Raw genomic sequence first — 17,610 nt, 5'->3', positions numbered from 1 at the left:
CTGTATGGCGCGCGGAATGGTCGTTCTGCTGTTTGTCATGGCTGGAGCGATGCTGTGGGGCACACCCACCGCGGCAGCACAGAACTCGACCCTGCAGGGCCTTTCGGTACAATCGAACCCGGCGCGCAGCCTGCCCGGCACCGCGATCACCTTGCGGGGAAACGGATATGAGGCCTGCCCGGACTACGGCAACCGCACCGTCAGCGTGTTGTGGGACGGGCACGGCACCGGGGTGTCGGCGCCGATCAGCTCGAATGGCACGTTCAGCACGTCGTTCCTGATTCCCGCCGGCACGCCGGTCGGAGACCATTGGGTATACGGGCAATGCCAGGATGGCGGTGACTGGGCTCGGGCTGTGGTCAAGGTGACCGCTCCGGTCTCACTCGCGGTGACCCTGTCATCGACGGCCGGTGCGCCGGGTAGCAAGGTCACGGTGCGGGGTAGTGGGTTCGACACGTGTCCCGATTACGGCACACGGCGTGCGGACGTGTTGTGGGATGGGTACGGCACCGGGGTGGCGGTGCCGATCGGCGCGAACGGCACGTTCACCGCGTCGTTGCCAGTCCCCGCCGACGCAGCTGGTGGTGAGCACCTGGTCTACGGGCGCTGCGTGGACGGCGGTGAGTGGGCGCGCGCCCCGTTCTCCGTGGTACCCGTGGTGAAGAGTACGACCACCGCACCGCCGACGAGCGCGGACCGACAGCAACAGGCCGGAGTGCCGCCCCTCACGCCACCGACCAGTTCTGGCCAGCCGTCCACGCCACCGGCCAGTTCTGGCCAGCCACCCGCATCCTCGTCCTCGCCTTCAACCCCTGGACCCGGTGCCGGCGGCCAGCAGTCGGCGCAGGAGGAGAAGGGCAAGGCCGAGGACAAAACCGAGGACCCGTGGCAGCGGCCCGGGTTTCTCGACGCGATACCTACCCCTGGACAGGTGTGGGGATTCCTGACGAGCGGTGGCGCGCTCGCGTTGTTGATCGTTCCGCTGCTGGGGTGGTTCCTGATCGGGTGGCCCGCCGAGCTGTTCAACACCACCTACCGTGAGAACGAGAGCACCATCCGCCGATGGCTGCCGTTCCTGCCGAAGGAACGTCCCGCGCGCGCCACCTCATGGCCGGTCGTGGTCGCCTTCGCCGGAGTCGCAGCGCTCCTGATGACCGCGGTCCAGGTGAACGTCACGTCGCTGCGGCAGTTCGCCCCGGTCGCGTTCGGCTACTTCATCGCGATTCCGTTGGTAGTGCTGGCGTACGAATACGCGATCGAGCAGCGGCTGCGGATCACCCCCGGCGGTGACGCGGCCCGGTTGCGGGTCATCGGTATGGCTCTCGTGATCGCCGTCGTGTGCTCGGCGGTGTCGCGTCTCCTTTCATTCCAGCCGGGTTACGTGTATGGGCTACTGCTGGGATACACGATCGTGCGCACCCGCGACGCCTGGCACGTCCGGGTGAAGGCGGGAGCCGTGTTGCGTGGTGTGGTCGTGCTGGTGGCACTCGCCGCGTGCGCGTGGCTTTTCTGGCAGTTCGGCGTAAGGGCTGCGGCCGAGAAACCGGGTGCATCTGCGGCGCTGGTCACGCTCGACACCCTGCTGTCGCAGATCGTCGTGCTGAGCCTGGAAACACTGGCCATCGGCCTGGTACCAGTGCGGTTCCTGCATGGCGCGATCCTGTTCCAGTGGAACCGCCGCGTCTGGCTGGCCGTATACGCGACGGTGCTAGTCCTGTTCACCGTGGTTCTTATCCACTGGCGGCGAGGGACGACGTGGGAGGCGGTCATACGGTCGTTCTGGCTGTTCGCCGCTTTCTGCGCCGGATCGCTCCTGTTCTGGGCTTTCTTCGCGGTTCGCGAGGCATACAAGTCGCGCAGAGTGCCTTGGCACCGACTCCCTCACCATCGAGGGGGAACTCGGCGGCCGCGCGAACATGACGTGCACAGTCAGCTGAATCGGAAACGAGCGACCAAGTAAAGGCGGCTGCTTCGCGCGTGCCGCCTTGGAAGCACAACGATTTGACGAGGCAAGACCAAGAGCCATCGGCGAAGACGCGGCTCCGGTCGCTCAACCGAACGTCCGCTCATGCCGCTGGTCGGACGGTGCCGCGCGGTCCTCGTGCCGAGAACTACTCGTTGCCGAGTGGTTTAAGGAGACCTGTGAGGTTGTCTTCGTCATCGTGGAGTCCGATGAGTACCTCGGTCATGAAGCTGACGCCCGGTTCGCGGACGATGACGCCGTCGGAGCACCCGAAATAGCTGCCGCCCCCGCACTCTCCGGTCTGCGCCCACTGTTTCATGAGTCGTTCCACTTCGGCGACGGTGAACATCGTCGCGCTCCACCGTGAGCCGTCGGGCAAGCGCACCTCGACATCGATGTTCTCTGCCTGCTCGGGATCTTCACGGTCACCGATGATGTAGCGGACATCGAACGACGTCGTACGGATGCGGTAGAAGGTCCCGTCGAAACTGTGGGAGAGCACGGTCGTCGAGTTGGCCACGGTGACGCATGCTACGGGGAAAAGGAACTCTCGTATCGCAGGGTGAGCGGTCGGTCAAGGCGCGGTGACACTAGGGGAGCAACATAACGGCTGATTCGACCGGCTTGTCGGTCCGGTTTCGACTGCCAGATCGCGAAGCACTCCTGCCCCCGCGATGAGCGCGTCCGTGCGAGTGTGGATTCTTGATCGGCTACCTGCGGTGGTGGAAGCCAAGGTGCTGCAGGGTGCGCTGGTCGACGTGCCGACAGGCACAGTGACGGGAGTGGACCGGCGGGCGTTCGGAGAGTTCGTCGGACCGCAGGGTGAGCTGGCGTCGTACGCGTTCGGTTGGACGACCGGGTCGGACCCGCACGTCGCTCGCTTGCCGGTCGGGATCGGCGCGGGCACCGGCGCGAGCGCTTTGGTGATTTCGGTGACGAGGTGCTCGGGGTGCACCCCCAGCGCCACCTGCGCGGTCAGGAAGTCCCTGGCCTGCAGGGTGTACCGCGGATCCTCCCGGACCGCTCCGAGCAGTAACTGCACGGCCGTGACCTGGGTCGCGAGCGGATGCCCGGGTTCGATCCGCGCGGACGCCCCCGCGAACAGTTCGGCAACTTCAGCCTCCGTCATGCGGGGAGCCCTTCTGTCGCCGTGCGGCAGCCATTGTCTCCGCTCCCATCGTCGCGTATCTGATTGGCAGGGCAGGTGTCGGCCCACGCACGTCGTCGTGCTCTTCTGGTCTGGACGAGTCACCGGTCCGGTGTGTCCGTGCGCTCGAGCGCGTACCCGATCTCGTAAAGGTGGCCTGGCAACGCGGTCTCGTTGACCTCGCAGATCCGTCCGTCCGGGCTGCGGGCGATCCGCCGCAGTCGCAGCATCGGCGCACTGGGCGGGAGGGCCCACAGTTCGCGCTCGCGCGCGGACGGCGGGCGCGCGCCGACTCGCTCCTCCATGTCCAGCTCCGCCTGCAGGTGCTCCTCCATCCGGTCGAGGATCCCGCCCGGCCCGGTCTCGGCTTCCGCGATGACAGGGAGTTCGTCGACCAGCCACGGTGGCAGGTAGCTGAGGGAGACGTGGTGCACCTGACGAGTGTCGGGGTCGCCCATCACGCGATCGCGGATGACCACCGGTTGACCCGGTGTGGTCCCCAGTAGCACGGCGAGATCGGCTGGGGGTGGCGCTGTCCGGATCTGCGGCTCACGAACAGCGACCCAGGACTGTGCCGCCAGGTCGAAGAAGTATCCCCGCTCGTCGCGGAAGATTTTGCGCTCCCGCACGATCACCTCGCGCACGGGCGCGGCCGTCACCACTGTGCCGCCACCCACCCCGCGCCTCGTCTCGACCAGGCCGTCCGCGATCAACTCCCGCACCGCACGCTGGACTGTCTCTTTCGACGCGTCGAACTGGCGGGTGAGCTGGCTGAGCGGAGGCAGCATGTCACCCGGCTGGTACGTGCCGTCGACAATCGAGTCCCGCAGCTCCGCCGCGATCACCTCGTACGCCGGCTTCTTCACCACCACACCAGCCCCTCAACACCACCGGAACAAAGTCCTAGGACTATTGCGCATCCACGCTCCGCATGCAATTCTCAAAGTCCTAGGACTTTGGATCTGCGCTGGTATCCGGCCGGTACCTCGCGCCACGTCGTGTACCACGTCCAGCAGGGGAGTCAGTCGTGTCCACCATCGTGTTGCCCGGCAAGCGGTCGTCCACAGTCGTCCTATTCCACCGAACCGGTGACCGGCGCAGCAGCTCCCGGAATCGGCGGCGAGCCACCGCGGCCGTCTCCGTGGCCGGGGCACCCGCCGCGGAGTGGACCGACCATGAACTGCTGTATTCCGTGCGCCACGGAAGGACCGCCACGAGCGCGGCCGCCTTCGGCGTCCTGTATGCGCGGCATCGCGCCTCGGCGCACCATCTGGCCGGGCAGCTGGCCTTCTCGGAACACGATGCCCACGACCTGGTCTCCGAGGCATTCCTCCGGGTGTTCGACATCCTGCGAGGTGGGGATCGCGGTCCAGAGGACGCCAAATTTCGCGCGTACCTGCTCACGACCTTGCGGCATATCGCCTACGACAAGACACGCCGGGACCGCAGGATCACCTTCACCGAGGATGTCGAGACCACCGCGATCGACTCGGGCAACCCGGGCATGATCGCCCAGCCGTTCCGGGATACCGCTCTGGCCGATTTGGAGCGCTTGCTCGCCGCGCGCGCGTTCGTCCGTCTCACGCAGCGGCACCAGCAAGTGCTGTGGCACCTCGAAGTCGAGCAGCTGACACCCCTCCAGATCGCCCCAGTGATGGGACTGACCCCGAACGGGGTGTCCGCCCTGGCCTGCCGGGCGCGTGAGCGCCTGCGGCAGGCATACCTTCAAATGCACGTGCCCGAGCCTGACGAGCGTTCGCGAGGCTGTCTCGCGACGGCGGGAAAGCTGGGCGCATGGGTCCGGGACGGGCTGGGGAGGCGGGAGGACATGCGGGTCGGTCATCACGTGAGGGAGTGCGTGGCCTGCGGCGCCGTTGTCGCCGAGCTGCGCCAGGAAATTCCAGCCTGAGCCAGAGATTCCGGCCTGAGCCAGGCCGAACCACGGTGCCCCCGGCGTCCTTGCCAGTGCAGGGAGGGTGTTTGGCATGGTGAGCGGCAGATCAGCGTCGGCGCTGTATCGCTCGCGCCGGGCGGGGACGAGGGCGTAGCCGGGCACGCAGCTGACTCGGGTGGCAAGGTGGATGGCACGTCAGGTTCTAGCTGGAGGGCGGTCAGGCGACGGGCCAGGGGAGGCCGTGGCCGGTGATGATCTGTCCGGCGATGTCGTGGAAGGCGTCGCGGGCGTGGTCGCCGGTGACGCGGCGGCCGAGGAGGCGTTCGGCGAGTTCGTCGACGGGCCAGGTGACCAGCTGGCCGTGTCGGCCGAGCAGTAAACCGACCCGTCGGATCCGGTACAGGTCGGCGGTGTCCAGCCAGGCGTAGAGCAGAACTTGCCAGAGCCAGCGGCCGACTTTGCTGGTGTCGCGGACGCTGACGACGGTCTTGACGTCGAGCAATGTCCCGCCGCGGGCGTCGATGCCGTGGTCGGGGTCGATCGCGCCGAGGAGAAGGTCGGCGTCGGCCCAGTGCGGCACGATGGTCGGCCCGGCGATCCCGAGCGGTGTGCCGGGGGCGGGGTTGCCGGCGAGCTTCCGGAGCTCCCACAAGGTTCCGCGGTCATGCAGCAGCCGCGCGAGGGCGACCAGCTCGTCGACCTGCCGCTGCTCGACCAGACCGCGCAGTTGGTCGACGGTCGGGCGCCCGGCGTCGAAAAGCCTGGCCAGCCGGTCGTCGATGAACCCGCTGCGGTAGACGTCTTCGCAGACGGTCAGCAGCCAGCACAGGCGGGCCAGTCCGGCTTCGGCGCCGGGGGAGCCGAGTGTCCCGGCCGGGGCGTGGCGGGCCAGGTAGGTGCGGCCGCGCTCGAGAAAGTCCGCCCATGCCGCCTCGGCGGCCGGGTTGCCGGGCAGATGCGGTTCGACGGGCCCGCCGAGATCGAGCCAGGATGCGGCGGCGGGGCGCAGGTGCAGCGCGCGGGCGCGGTGGTCGCCGGTGAGGCCGCGGTGGCTGGGGTAGCGCGCGGCTTGATCGTGCGCCCACGCCGGGGACGCCCACTTGGCCTGGATCAGCCCGAGCAGCGCATAGTACGGCGGTGCGGGCTGCACGAGGTCCGCGACACGTTGCCCGAACGCTCCGCCGACTTCGGCCCACCATCGAGCCGGAACCTGTCCGGAGGGCCGGATGGGGCGGACCTCCCGCACGGCGGTCGCGATCTGCTCGACCACCGACGCCGTCCCGGCGAACGTTCGCTCGCACCACGCGGCGAGGGGGCTTCGGGTGCTGGCGAGTTCACTGGTCAGGGACACGACGTGACCACCGCACGTCGGGTCGCCGGGCACCCCACGGACGCGACGGCCACCGTACGCAGCGAGCCGCGGCCGGTCCGCCCGCTGCGGACGTTACGACAGCCCTCCACGTGTGCCATTCCCGAAGCAACGTTCATGCCCACCGTTTATCACGCCGGTCCGACATTCGGGGGAACACGAACATCGCGGCGTTCCTGGCCGACGGGTGCAAGCCGGGCGGCCGACGTCTCCAATCAGTAATTGCGTTCGCTCTGGTGACAGTCAGCTCGTGGACGACCGGGCTCGGTGCTGGTCGATGAGTTCGCGCCGCACTGCCGCCGGCGACGCTGCTTCCGACCGAGTCTCCGGAGGACGGCGCCGTGCTGCCGGCGTCGTTCGTCGGTATCGGGATTGGCGTTGTGTCGGCCGCGACTCGGGGCCACGAGAGCTTCACACACCGGCCCGTACACGCGACTCGGCATGAACGTCTGGGGCCGGTCATGAGGGTGCGGTACGGTCGGAAAGGCTGCCGCACGTCGCTGCCGGCTTCCGAGATGTCCCCTTCCCACGCAAGGGTGCGGACGTCGACGAGGACAAGGGTCGATACCCGCCCAGGGGCGAGGTTGGGGACTCACGTGCAGTTCGGCATCCTTCGGACAGCGGTCGATCGTGCCGGTCGGGTGGCGTGGGCTCCGGCCGTGGAGAGGCGATCATGACCAAGAACGCCGGCAGCAAGCGCCGCCATCGCGTGAAGGCCCGTGGCGGCGACGATTCTTACAGTCACGTCCGCAATCAGCGCCGCGGCCCGTGGCCCGAGAACGATGCGGACAGCGCCGGGCACGTCGGCGGGTTCGGGCCGGGCCTGGCGCGGAAAGATCTCGAGCGTGGCCTGGGCATGGCTGAGAAGGACTTCCGCTCGACCGACCCTTACCGCCGGGCCGAGGCTTACGCCCTGGCCTCCCGCTTGTATGACGAGCTGGCAAGGCATACCGACGATCCGACCTGGAAGAACTCCGCGCGCATGGCCGGGCAGCGCTACGCGATCGAAGCCGCCCGTATCCGCTGGCAGCACCGCATCCCCACCATCACCCCCGGAACACAGGCGGCGTTGCTCGGTTTGGGCCTGTGCCACTCGTGTGGGCGCCCGTGGCAGGCCGGGCTGGAAGGCGCCTGCCCGGTCTGCCCGCGAGTGCGGCACGGCGCGACGCCGGTGTCGGTCGAGGAGGCCGAGCGGTTCGGGCCGGGCACCGACGTCGACCTCGTGGCACTCCTCGACGCGCGGCCGCACCGCAGCGAGGATGACTGACCGGGCCTCGTCCTCCGGCTGGGCCTTCCGCTCAGCGATGCACGAGTCGGGGCCGCCGCGGGCACGATGGTGTGTGACGAGCAGATGACAAGGGGAGAGGAGATGTCATCGTGGGAACTCCGGGCGGTTTGGGCGCGAAGTCATCCGACTTGGTCTGGTATGCCAGCTATGGCTCGAACATGAACGCCGCCCGGTTCGGCTGCTATCTCGCCGGCGGAATTCCGGACGGCGGCACCAGGCTCTATCCGGGGTGCCGCGATCCGCGGCCGCCGGTGGACACACGCGGCTGTGAACTGCCCGGCGGGATCTACTTCGCGACCATGTCGCCAGTGTGGGGCGGCGGCCGCGCGTTCTACGATCCCAGGCTGCCCGGCGCGGCGTTCGCACGCGCCTACCTGATCACCTCGGGACAGTTCGCCGACGTCGTGGCTCAGGAGATGTACCGCGAGCCCGGTGACGACCTCGATCTCTCCTCGGTCCTGGCGAACGGCATGGCCGCCCTCGGCCCCGGCCGCTACGAGACCCTGCTGCGCGCCGGCAGCCTCGACGGGTATCCCGTTCTGACCTTCACCGCCCCGTGGTCTGCCGCCGAGGTCGCCCCTGTCGCGCCGTCCGCGGCATACCTGCGGATGCTCGCCACCGGACTGTGCGACGCCCACGGCTGGACCGTGGCCCGGGCAGTCGAATACCTCACCGAGCTCTCCGGCGCGCACGGTACCTGGACCCCGCAGGCACTTCTGGCTGCGCTCGGCCAGCACGACACCCCGGCGGCCACGCCGACCACCCTGCCGAACTGAGAACCGGGCACGCGCCGGGAGCTCCGACTCGGACCTGGCGTAGAGAACGACCGCACGCGATGCATCGCCAACCGGGTTTCCCGGATCGCATTCACCTGCATGACCGTGGGCGCACGTAGCGGCGCTACCGTCGACTAGGTAGGCCGCGTGGTCGCGCAGGGCCCGCCTCGCGGATCGCAAACGCTTTGGCCAAACCGGCGGTTGCGTCACTGGGGCGAGCCATATCCATCGAGGCCTCCCGGTGGCGGACCCCGCACCTGCGCTCCGGTCCGTATACCGGCCTGACCGGCGGCGACGTGAGTCGAGTCGCTCGCGGAATCCGCCGATGCGCGTTAGCGCAGAATCGGACACCTCTGATACGCGATTCGGAATCGCTGCGGCAGATCGCCGGTATCACGCAAACGGTGAAATTGCGGAATGGGACAGTCTGCTGGAAGCGGCAATTGCATGAGGGTGCATTGAATTGGAGGACGCAACGCGCTTTCGTCAGGATGGCTAATTCGGTAGGATTGCATCTGTGCAACTGAACGGCCGCCGAGTGCTGCATACACTCGTGCGGCCGCCCAGTCGCATCGACGAGGGCTACCGGTTACCTGCGCGCCCACCTGGCGACTACCCGGAGTCCGATTGCCGCGAGCCTGGCAGCCTTGGCTGCCAGGCTCGCGCCGTCGTGCAGGAGTTCCACTGAAGTGGCTCCTACCTCCAGAAACGTCGCCAGAGCCTCGCAGCTCCGCGCGTACCGTTTCTGGACCCGACGGTCCTCGTCGTCGGCATCTCGACTACCCATCCATCACTCCCGGTTCCCGACCGGGCAGGGCCGCCCCGCCGGCTGCGGAGCTGGTCACCCCGCACCGGCGCCGCGCACGGGAGTCGCCCGGAGCGGGTCGGCAGAGATGGTCAAGCAGATAGTGCCTGCGGGAAGAATACCGCAAAACTCGACGGGCGGACCATTCTGCCGATAGATACACGACACTTGTAAATGTCCATATTTATTGACCTTTTTCCTGTTCTGGCCTGCGCAAATGTCACAGAAAGGCTGGTTGTTACCGCCTGGTAGGTTCCGGAACTCCGGAGTGTTGGGACGGTCTCCCCAGTCGGGTCTGGCCGCCGCGCGGACATCCGCCGTCGTCGCGACGTCGGCCGCAGCGACCGGCGCGGGCGCTGGACCCACGTGGACGAGTACGTGCGGTACAGGGCGAGACCTGGCTAGTGCCGCCATTCGAGGCTGTGGAAGCGGAGCGCCAACGGCGAGCTCCGCGGGCAGACGGATCCGCGCACGCGGGACTCAAGCGGCGTTGGGCGGGGGTGAGGTGGAGAACTCGCCGAGATCGTGCTGATGACACTGGATGTGCTGCTGATGGGGCGCAGGCCAGGTCTCGTCCGGCAGCCAGGCCGGTGTAGTGGGCGCGCTGACGGTGGTGTCCTCGCCCGCGATCGCCGCGTCCAGCGCGCGTCGGCGGTGCTGCCACACCTCGACGAGCGTCTCCAGGGACACCGCGTCGGAGTACTCCGCACTGACGATCTCCGCTGCCCAGGCATGCAGCAGCGGCTGCACCACATCGGGTGCGGGCTCCGGTGCGGCTGGCCTGGTCATACTGGAGGTATCGCTGAACTGTCACGAAACGCAACAAAGATGTGGAACCTCTTGTCGGCGCGGCGTGATCGGCCCCCTTTGTGCCGTAGCTGTGTGCGGCGGTCGACCGTCGCAGGCGGCTGGTGAAGCCGTGGGCGCCACGTCGCTGGCGCTACCCGCCCCGCACGGACGGCGATGGCACGATCAGAGGACGCCACCGGTCCCGCGCACAGGAAGCCACGTCAGTTCGATGAGTCAGCCAGTCGCCGAACCCAGCCCGGTACCGGGCATCATCGCCGCCGAGTTGCAGAGCACTGCGCGGGGCAGTGGTGGGGGATGGTCGGGTCAGATCCGCTCGTGGCCGGGCAAGGTCGTCCCGGGCAACGACCGGCAGATCACCGCGGCGATCCTGACGCTGATCGGGAACGCTCGCTGGCCGCGGGACCAGGCCCGGGAGCTGACCGCGTTGTTCACGCCGCTGTATCGGGCGGGATGGTGCAACGAGGCGATCGTGCGGATGCTGGACACCGACCCGGACGGAACCCGGCAGCCGCCGTGGCTGGTCGATCGCGACACACCGACGATCGGGCCGCTGAAGATCTACCTCGCGCGGCGGCTGCACGCCTGGATCCCGGCCGATCCCGGCGAGCAGGACGACACCCGCGACAACACCCGCCTCCCCGCCGACCTGCCAGATCCGCCCGTCGCGGGAACCACGTTCCGATCGTGGGCCGAGCGAATGCACCTGGTCTACGGCGGCGCGGAACGCCGCACACCCGCCTCGGCCGCGGCCGGGAGTGCCGGTCCGGAGCGGCGGCACGGCCGCGGTGGGCAGGCGACTCCGCTGGAGCGGCGGCGGGAGGCAGTGCGGCGACGGCAGCGCGCGCTGGGCGCGTTGTGGGAGCGTGGCGAACGCGAACGGTATGAGAACGATCCGGCCATCACCGCGGACACCGCGCTGCTGCTCGACCCCGGCGTCTACGACGCGCTGGTGATCGCGGCCCGCACCGGCGACCGTGCGCAGATCGCGCGACTTCGCCGCGCGGTCCGGCTCGCCCGTCTCGACACCGCCGCCCAGCCGGGGCAGGACGTCGGCGCGGGCAGGGCCGCAGAGATCAGGCAGCTCGCCCAGACCATCACCCGGCGCGACGGCAGCGTGATCCCGTTGGGAAGCCTGGCGCTGCTCCTGGCCGACATGGCATAGCCGTTGCCGGTGACGGCACGAGGTCGTTGGTTCTTCGGCGGCTGACGTTACCGGTCGTTGTCGACGTCCTGCCGGTTCGAGCTGCCTCGCGTGGCGTCGATGGTCGTCGGCATGGCGGCGCCCAGCGAGGTGATGTTCTCGGGCAGTGTCTCCACGATGTCGTGCATGGTGTCTCCCGGCTGACGTTTTTCGGTACGTCGCCGATCGGGAAAGCTCCTGTCGTTGACGCGGTCGCGACGTTGCTGTCGAGCGCGAGCTGCCAGTGTTCGCGGCGGGCGCCAGGCGGGGGAAGGTCGTGGTCGGACAACCTGAGCTCGTCCGCCCTTCGCCCCATATCCTCGGTGAAGGTGGGGCGCGACGCCATGACCGCGATCGCCGCACTTATGTTCGCCCCCGCCTGGCGCCCTCAGTCTTCCCAGTGAATCGCCGCGCCGTCGTGGGGGGTCCCTCCACTGGAGCACCCCATACCCCGCGGGTGGCAGCCCCTGCTTGCGAGGGCGATTCCGTGGTGGAGCGGAGGCGCACGTCGTCGGGGCCGGTTCCGAGGGCGTGGGCGATCTCGTGCCAGGTGTGGCCGTTTGGCGGCGATGTCCAGCAGTCGCACGCGACCTCCTCGGCCGCTGCGGCAGTGGTTCGGCCTCACGCGAGGTGACGATCTGCTGCAGTGCGGCAAAGGAAGGCTGCTGGCCGCGAGCGCGGCGCGGCGACGGCTTGGGTGTCCTGGTCTGTATGGCTAGGACCGCGATGATGCCCGGGGCTGCCACGGGTGTGGCGGGCGGATCATAGGAGCGGCAATCGCCCCCTGGTCAAGGCGCTCCGCGCGTACGTACTCCCCCCAGATCGCGCTGTAGAGCAGGGGTTTCTTCGCCGCCGGACTTCCGGACGCCAACACTGGGAGGACGAAAACAGGGCTCGGGTGACCGAGCAGGTGGCGGCGAGGTCGGTTTCGATCAGGACGTGTCGTGCGGCCGGGAGGCCTCCGCGCAGGGTCGCAGCCACCACGGAGTACACGGCGCCGCTCGTCGACGACGCGCCCAACTTCGTGCAGACGTCACGTCGCGTCCCCATCTTCGCGCAAGGCACCGAGCCATGCGTCGGGATTCGTTCCTGGCAGGACATGTCGGATGCCGCCACGAGGATCGGCTACGTCTCCTTCATGCCGGGGGATGAGATGGATGTGCAGGTGGTCGATCGTCCTGCCCGCCGCCTTCCCCTCGTTCACGCCGATGGTGTAGCCGTCTGGGTGGTACTGGTGGTCGATCATCTGCCGTGCTTGTCTGATCAGGCCATACAGTTCCGCGTGTTCGCTTGCGGTGAGGGCGAAGTAGGACTCGACGTGTCTCTTCGGGACGATTTCGACATGTCCTCGGGCAGAGGGGTAGTTGTCCCAGCGCACGTAGGCCTCCTGTCCTTCTAGCAGGAGTTCGTTGACCGACGAATCGTGGAACTGGCAGAAGAGGCAGCCGGCGGCCGGGCTGTCCTTCGCCGACTCCGGCTGCGTCGCCTCGGGTTCCTCACGCGAGATGTCCGGACGCGATGTGCCGCTGAGGCTTGCTTGGATCGTCGGGTCTGAACGTCGTGTCATGTCGCCGATTCACCTGTCTTGTGTCCAGTGTGGATGGTCGCAGTGTGGATCGGAGGATGGGTGGCCGTTGTGGCCTGCTCGACCCCCTGGCTGCGGCAGAACATCGTCACGCGGTCGATGACTTGCTGGGCGGTGAGGTCGCTGGTGTCGATCACGACCGCGTCCCTGGCTGGGGTGAGCGGCGCGACCGTGCGGGTCATGTCGGCGTGGTCCCGGCGCTGGATGTCCTGCAGGACCGTCTCGTAGGTTTGGCCGGGTTCTTGCCGGACGCGCCGGTGAGCGCGGACGGCGGGTATGGCGGTCAGGTAGACCTTGATGCGGGCGGCGGGGAACAGTGCTGTGCCGATGTCGCGTCCTTCGATGATGCAGCGGGGATGCCGGGCGGCCCAGTGGTGGATGAGCGCGGCGACGTGCCGTCGTACGCCCGGTGTTCGTGCCACCACGGGGACGAGCGTTGTGACGCCCGGGGAGCGGAGTGCCTGGGTGGTGTATTGGGGCGAGGCCAGGACTGAGCCGGCGTCGCCGGCCGTGAACAGTTCGTCGCATAGATTCTCGATCGCGCCCGGGTCGTCGACGGGGACGTCCCGGTGCAACGCCTCGAAGGCGATGACGCGGAAGGCGCTGCCGCTCTCGAGATAGTCGAGGCCGAACGCGCGTGCCAGGGCGCGACTGGTCGTGGTCTTGCCAGCGGCGGCCGGACCGTCGACCGCGATGACCGTGCCTGGAGTGTTGTCGGGCATGGCTCTCCTGAACTTTTCGTGTGTGGTGCGCTCGCCCGGAGGTCGTCAGCGCTGGTTCGGAAGCTGAAGGCCTGTCAACGTCGGTTGACCGCCCAGCGGTGGGGAATACTGACTTTCTGCAGGTGGAGCGGATGAGGTCTCCGTCGGAATCCTCGCGATCTCGACGCACTGTCCCGGCATGGGGTAAGCCGCCGGCCCCTGGAGTCGGTGTTGGCGCTGGGAGTGGCCCCTGCCGGAGCCGCCGTCGACGAGCGTGTGCAGCCCGGTGTCGGGGTCGGGCTCCGGGATCGTGGTGGCGGTGAGGCCTTCGGCGGTGGAATGGCCGCGCTCGATCCCGTGCCGCAGGAGCAGTGTGTCGAGGTCCGGACCGGCGATGACGCCGACCGCCAGCGGGTACTCGAGAGAGACGATCGGTCCGCAGCTGGCTGCGGCAAGCAGCGTCGGCACGATGGCCGCAAGAACGGGTCCGGACGGCGGCGACCCGGCGAGAAGACGTGACCATGATCATCGGTCCTTCCGGGTTCGGGAGTCTGTGGCGGGGTTCGGTGCGGTCGGCGTGCAGCCCCGGTAGATCGGCCTGAACGGCTGACCGGTGGGTCCGTCCGGGCCGGTGTCTATCTGCCCGGATTTCGGCCGCGGCAGCGGGCGGTGGATTCGGGTGAACTCGCGGATGGAGCGGCGCTCGGCGTCGGCGACGTACCAGAGGAGAACTCCGCCGACGACGAGCACGGCGACCACTGCAGCGGCCAGGAGTACCACGACAGTCGTGACGATCACGCCGGTCAACGTCACCTGCTCAGCCCGTCACTGTCGACGGTGAACTTGAGGGTGAAGGAGAACCGCTTGTGATCGTTTCTCCGCCACACGCGGCCGGGCGGCAGTGTGGCGGGTTCGGCTGGTTCGTGGATCTGCACGCTGCCGGGCACGAGCATCGCCGCGGCCTGATCGCGACGTAGCTGCGGTCCCTGGAGGCGGTGTTCAGCGCGACTCCCGCCGTGCCTTGCCCGCGGCCGCTGAGAACCGCCAGAAGGTCGTTTCGGCGATGATCCCGAGATCGGGCCATCGGCCGTCGGCGCCCACGAGATCCACCAGGCTGTCGATGCGGTAGTCGACGGACTGGTCGGACGACGTACCTCCATGATCGAAGTTGACGAACATCAGATCCAGCGGCAGCGAACCGGTCGAGGTCACGGCCCGGTCGTGGCTTGCTTCCGCTTGGCAGTGGTCGGTCGGCGGGCGTGGCGGGACGATCGCCGCCGTGGGTCTGGTCGGTGTGGTTCATCTATTCCGCTCCTTCGTCGGCGTGGGGCACGGCGTGCAGGGCGGCCCGCTGAACCGTCAGCGACCGGGGGAGCAGACAGGGCTCACTAGGGACGCCGTTGCTGCTGCACGCGCCGAAGAGCGCACAGCGCGCGATGTCACGTGGCCGGCGGCGACGGGCCAGGAATTCCAGAACGCTCAGCACCGCCGTGAACGGGAGGGCGTGGACACCCATCGTGAGGGGGACGCTGCGATGCCGGTCGCAGCCGATCAGCACCCCGCACGAGGAGAAATGTGCGACCCAGTGCTCACCGCGCCGAACGAGTTCGACTTCGAGTTCTTGCAGGTTGTCACCCAGCGCGGTTGAGTGGCGATCAACCGTGCCGAGCGCGCCGTGGAAGCTCGCCGGGTAGCTCAGCACCGCGGCGGTGTCGGTGTCGCGGTCGACGATCGTCCAGCCGCGCCACTGGAAGTGCGCCAGTAGCGGGTCCACGGTGCCGTCGTCCGGTGGCGGCAACACGGCGTGGCGGGGAGTGAGGCTCCGGCCGATGGCCGCATGGAGGCGGGTATGTGTGTAGTCGAAGAGGAACATGTCTTTCGTCTGTCTCGCAAAGTGAAGGGTGGAGTTAGTGCCCGGGCGTGGCCCGGGGATCAGGTGATCGCCAGCCGGGCACTGGAATGGTCGATCACCGAGTCTTGAGGTCACAGGGCCGACGCAAGCCGGGATACGTCGTGACGTGTGCGGGGTACGGCTGGTCGTTGCGCTCCACGTGCGGATGCGGCATGGGTCTGTGGTCTCTGGGGCCTTCGTGGCTCGCACAGTGCGGGGGCGCGAATTCGTGCCAGTGTCGGCGCGGGCTAGTGATTACCGGCGATGGTCGCGCGAATGAACGGAAGGTGAGCGGTGAGGTCTGTGACGACTCCGGGGAAAATCTCGGGCTGCCCGTAGATTCCGCGGCTGACCACGCCGGTGAGGAGGGGAGCGGCGCTCGTGTCGCCGTCAGGGAGCAGGAACGCGGGGCCGCCCGAGTAGCCCGGGCGCATCGGGGCGCTCGCGACGTTCGCGACACAGGCGTCACCGGGGCCGGGTGCCATCCCGATGCAGGACTCCGGGGGGATGACTTCGGTGTCCACACGCGTGAGACGCCCGGTACCCCGACGTCCGTCAGGCCAGCCGTATGCGCGGATACGGTGGCCGACGCGGAGGCCGTGGAAGTCGGCGAGTACGGCCGGCTCGGCGTCGGCGGGTTCGGTGAGGCGCACCAGGGCCAGATCGTTGACCGGACCCCATAAGACCGACCGGTCTTTCATACGGAATCGGTTCGTGACGACTTTGTCGAATCGGTGCACCGTTCCGGTGCCGAGTTGCTGTCCTCCGATCCGGACGTAGAGGTCCAGGTCCTCGAATTTGGGTGCATCCTCCGGGCGAAAGATGTCGCCGAAAACGTGACCGCAGGTGAGCAACCAGCATGGATCGATCAGGACAGCGGCAGCACGGTATCCGTCTACCACCTTCTTCGGGACGTCGCAGTTGAACATGAAGCTCGCGATCCACGGAGTCGCTTCGGTGGCCTCCTGGGCCTGTGGTTCGCACGAGAGCTTCTCGAGATCTTCCTGGTAATAGCGCAGAGGTTCGACGAATTCGGGGTCGAGGTCGGTGTGTGGCACGGGATTCTCCTGTCGCGGGCAGTGTTCGTATGCGTTGTGGTGGTTGTGGTGCGGTGTATTCGAATGGCGGAGCCGGGGGTCTGGTGCGATGTCCAGATGCCGCACGGTGCTGCCGGGGAGTGCGGTGCCGACTTCCAGGATCTGTGTGCCCGGGTTGGACATCCGCAGGAAAACAGACCTGGACGGGTAGCTGTGCGCCCGAGTCGTAGTTGACGTCGCAGCGCCGACTCGTGTGCTGGTGGTCGCTTGCCGGCGTGCCGACCTCGTCTCGGGTTCATCTGGCCATCGGTGTGCGGGGGCGTGTGAGCCGTCACGGCACCGTGCGGGTTAGCCGCAGCCGGAGGAGGCCAGGGCGAGACGCGTGGCGCGGTCGCGCGGCACGACACCACGGCCCCAGATCTCGGCGCGGGCACCGGAGGGCCAGCCGTCCTCGGTTCTGGTGAACCGCAATGTCCCGCCCTGTGAGCCGACGACGGTGACGGTGTCGGTGGTGATGCTGAGCTGCGAGGACAGGTGGGTGTATTCGGTGCCGGATAGGCAGCTGCCGCGGTAGTCCCGTACCCCGGCCCACGGGTCGGGAGCGAACCCGATGTCGGCGGGCTGCCCTGCAACGCCCAGCGTGACGGTGGCGGACACCAGGAACGCGCACGTGTTTAGGATCAGGATCGGGTTGCGGGACAGTGATATGTCCCCGAGTGCCCATCCCATAGCGGTCGCGGTGAGACCCGCCGCCAGGACGACAACGGGCCACCAGGGCATGGGCAGGTAGTACTTGCCGCTCCAGGTCGCCAGTCCGGCGGTGATGGCGAGGAAGACTCCCCAGAACACGGCCGTGATCACTCGCCACACGGGACGGCTGGCGGTGCGGCCTGGCTGCTCGTGCGCAGAGCGGCGCTGGGGGAACAGTCGGCGGTTGCGTGCGCGTCCGGCCCGGTCGGTGGGCCGGGTGAGTCGTCGGATCACCGGCCGGTCCCGGTCGGTGGCGGGAGGCCACAGGCGGACTTTCCCCTGCTTGCTCGCCTTCGAGTGCCTGACGTCGTCGGTGTTCGGTCGCGCGGTGTGCGGGTCGGGATCGTGCACGGTGTTCTCTTTTCTCTGCCACAAAAGCGGAGGTTGGGGGCTGACTGCGAAGTGTGGACATGG

The 17,610-nt window shown here is 68.2% G+C and carries 18 protein-coding genes; 5 read left to right on the top strand and 13 right to left on the bottom strand.

Features of this window, described 5'->3' with window-relative positions:
• The first annotated feature begins 16 nt into the window (after positions 1-16).
• The gene (locus CVV72_RS11235) at positions 17-1,960 is read left to right on the top strand and encodes an FGLLP motif-containing membrane protein (protein ID WP_219152370.1); all 1,944 of its coding nucleotides are present in this window, start codon (positions 17-19) and stop codon (positions 1,958-1,960) included.
• Between the two features lie 151 nt (positions 1,961-2,111).
• Here CVV72_RS11235 and CVV72_RS11230 read toward each other — a convergent pair whose 3' ends face one another.
• From CVV72_RS11230 to CVV72_RS11220, 3 genes are all read right to left on the bottom strand, one after another.
• The gene (locus tag CVV72_RS11230) at positions 2,112-2,483 is read right to left on the bottom strand and encodes a hypothetical protein (RefSeq protein WP_037336425.1); all 372 of its coding nucleotides are present in this window, start codon (positions 2,481-2,483) and stop codon (positions 2,112-2,114) included.
• 54 nt (positions 2,484-2,537) lie between these two features.
• The gene (locus tag CVV72_RS11225) at positions 2,538-3,092 is read right to left on the bottom strand and encodes a hypothetical protein (protein ID WP_219152369.1); all 555 of its coding nucleotides are present in this window, start codon (positions 3,090-3,092) and stop codon (positions 2,538-2,540) included.
• Positions 3,093-3,211: 119 nt separating this feature from the next.
• A complete protein-coding gene (locus tag CVV72_RS11220; RefSeq protein WP_219152368.1) occupies positions 3,212-3,982 on the bottom strand; it encodes a GntR family transcriptional regulator in 771 nt (256 codons plus the stop codon).
• 155 nt (positions 3,983-4,137) lie between these two features.
• Here CVV72_RS11220 and CVV72_RS11215 point away from each other — a divergent pair, with 155 nt between their 5' ends.
• Positions 4,138-5,019 (top strand): RNA polymerase sigma factor, encoded by an 882-nt coding sequence (locus tag CVV72_RS11215; protein WP_219152367.1) that lies wholly within the window; start codon positions 4,138-4,140, stop codon positions 5,017-5,019.
• Between the two features lie 202 nt (positions 5,020-5,221).
• Here CVV72_RS11215 and CVV72_RS11210 read toward each other — a convergent pair whose 3' ends face one another.
• Positions 5,222-6,355, bottom strand: coding sequence for a hypothetical protein (locus tag CVV72_RS11210; RefSeq protein WP_219152366.1), 1,134 nt, complete (start codon positions 6,353-6,355; stop codon positions 5,222-5,224).
• A gap of 691 nt (positions 6,356-7,046) precedes the next feature.
• Between CVV72_RS11210 and CVV72_RS11205 the strand changes: the two genes are divergently transcribed.
• Together CVV72_RS11205 and CVV72_RS11200 are read left to right on the top strand one after the other, a co-directional pair.
• The gene (locus CVV72_RS11205; RefSeq protein ID WP_219152365.1) at positions 7,047-7,640 is read left to right on the top strand and encodes a hypothetical protein; all 594 of its coding nucleotides are present in this window, start codon (positions 7,047-7,049) and stop codon (positions 7,638-7,640) included.
• Between the two features lie 179 nt (positions 7,641-7,819).
• On the top strand, positions 7,820-8,437 hold the full coding sequence (locus CVV72_RS11200) for a histone deacetylase (protein ID WP_255632632.1): 618 nt from the start codon (positions 7,820-7,822) through the stop codon (positions 8,435-8,437).
• A gap of 1,285 nt (positions 8,438-9,722) precedes the next feature.
• Here the strand turns inward: CVV72_RS11200 and CVV72_RS11195 are convergent.
• Positions 9,723-10,031 carry a hypothetical protein gene (locus CVV72_RS11195; protein WP_219152364.1) on the bottom strand — a complete coding sequence of 103 codons (309 nt, stop codon included), beginning with the start codon at positions 10,029-10,031 and terminating at the stop codon, positions 9,723-9,725.
• A 229-nt stretch (positions 10,032-10,260) separates the two neighbouring features.
• Here CVV72_RS11195 and CVV72_RS11190 point away from each other — a divergent pair, with 229 nt between their 5' ends.
• The gene (locus CVV72_RS11190) at positions 10,261-11,214 is read left to right on the top strand and encodes a hypothetical protein (protein WP_219152363.1); all 954 of its coding nucleotides are present in this window, start codon (positions 10,261-10,263) and stop codon (positions 11,212-11,214) included.
• 1,051 nt (positions 11,215-12,265) lie between these two features.
• Here the strand turns inward: CVV72_RS11190 and CVV72_RS11185 are convergent.
• From CVV72_RS11185 to CVV72_RS11150, 8 genes are all read right to left on the bottom strand, one after another.
• A complete protein-coding gene (locus CVV72_RS11185; RefSeq protein ID WP_219152362.1) occupies positions 12,266-12,799 on the bottom strand; it encodes an HIT family protein in 534 nt (177 codons plus the stop codon).
• Positions 12,796-13,539: a (d)CMP kinase gene (cmk, locus tag CVV72_RS11180; protein ID WP_219152361.1), complete on the bottom strand. Its 744-nt coding sequence runs from the start codon at positions 13,537-13,539 to the stop codon at positions 12,796-12,798. The genes CVV72_RS11185 and cmk overlap by 4 nt, the downstream gene beginning before the upstream one ends.
• Before the next feature lie 45 nt (positions 13,540-13,584).
• A complete protein-coding gene (locus tag CVV72_RS11175; RefSeq protein WP_219152360.1) occupies positions 13,585-13,986 on the bottom strand; it encodes a hypothetical protein in 402 nt (133 codons plus the stop codon).
• 57 nt (positions 13,987-14,043) lie between these two features.
• Complete coding sequence (locus CVV72_RS11170; RefSeq protein ID WP_219152359.1) at positions 14,044-14,325, bottom strand: hypothetical protein; 282 nt, start codon at positions 14,323-14,325, stop codon at positions 14,044-14,046.
• 192 nt (positions 14,326-14,517) lie between these two features.
• Positions 14,518-14,730: a hypothetical protein gene (locus CVV72_RS11165; RefSeq protein WP_219152358.1), complete on the bottom strand. Its 213-nt coding sequence runs from the start codon at positions 14,728-14,730 to the stop codon at positions 14,518-14,520.
• Positions 14,731-14,821: 91 nt separating this feature from the next.
• Entirely contained in the window at positions 14,822-15,391 is a 570-nt protein-coding gene (locus tag CVV72_RS11160; protein ID WP_219152357.1) for a hypothetical protein, read from the bottom strand.
• Positions 15,392-15,657: 266 nt separating this feature from the next.
• Entirely contained in the window at positions 15,658-16,572 is a 915-nt protein-coding gene (locus CVV72_RS11155; RefSeq protein WP_219152356.1) for a trypsin-like serine protease, read from the bottom strand.
• Between the two features lie 222 nt (positions 16,573-16,794).
• Positions 16,795-17,547, bottom strand: coding sequence for a hypothetical protein (locus CVV72_RS11150; protein ID WP_219152355.1), 753 nt, complete (start codon positions 17,545-17,547; stop codon positions 16,795-16,797).
• Between the last annotated feature and the right edge of the window lie 63 nt (positions 17,548-17,610).

The organism is Amycolatopsis sp. TNS106, assembly GCF_019330265.1.
GTDB classification, from domain to species: domain Bacteria; phylum Actinomycetota; class Actinomycetes; order Mycobacteriales; family Pseudonocardiaceae; genus Amycolatopsis; species Amycolatopsis lurida.
Note: the sequence above shows the minus strand (reverse complement) of the source record. Positions and strands in the feature narration are given on the sequence as shown.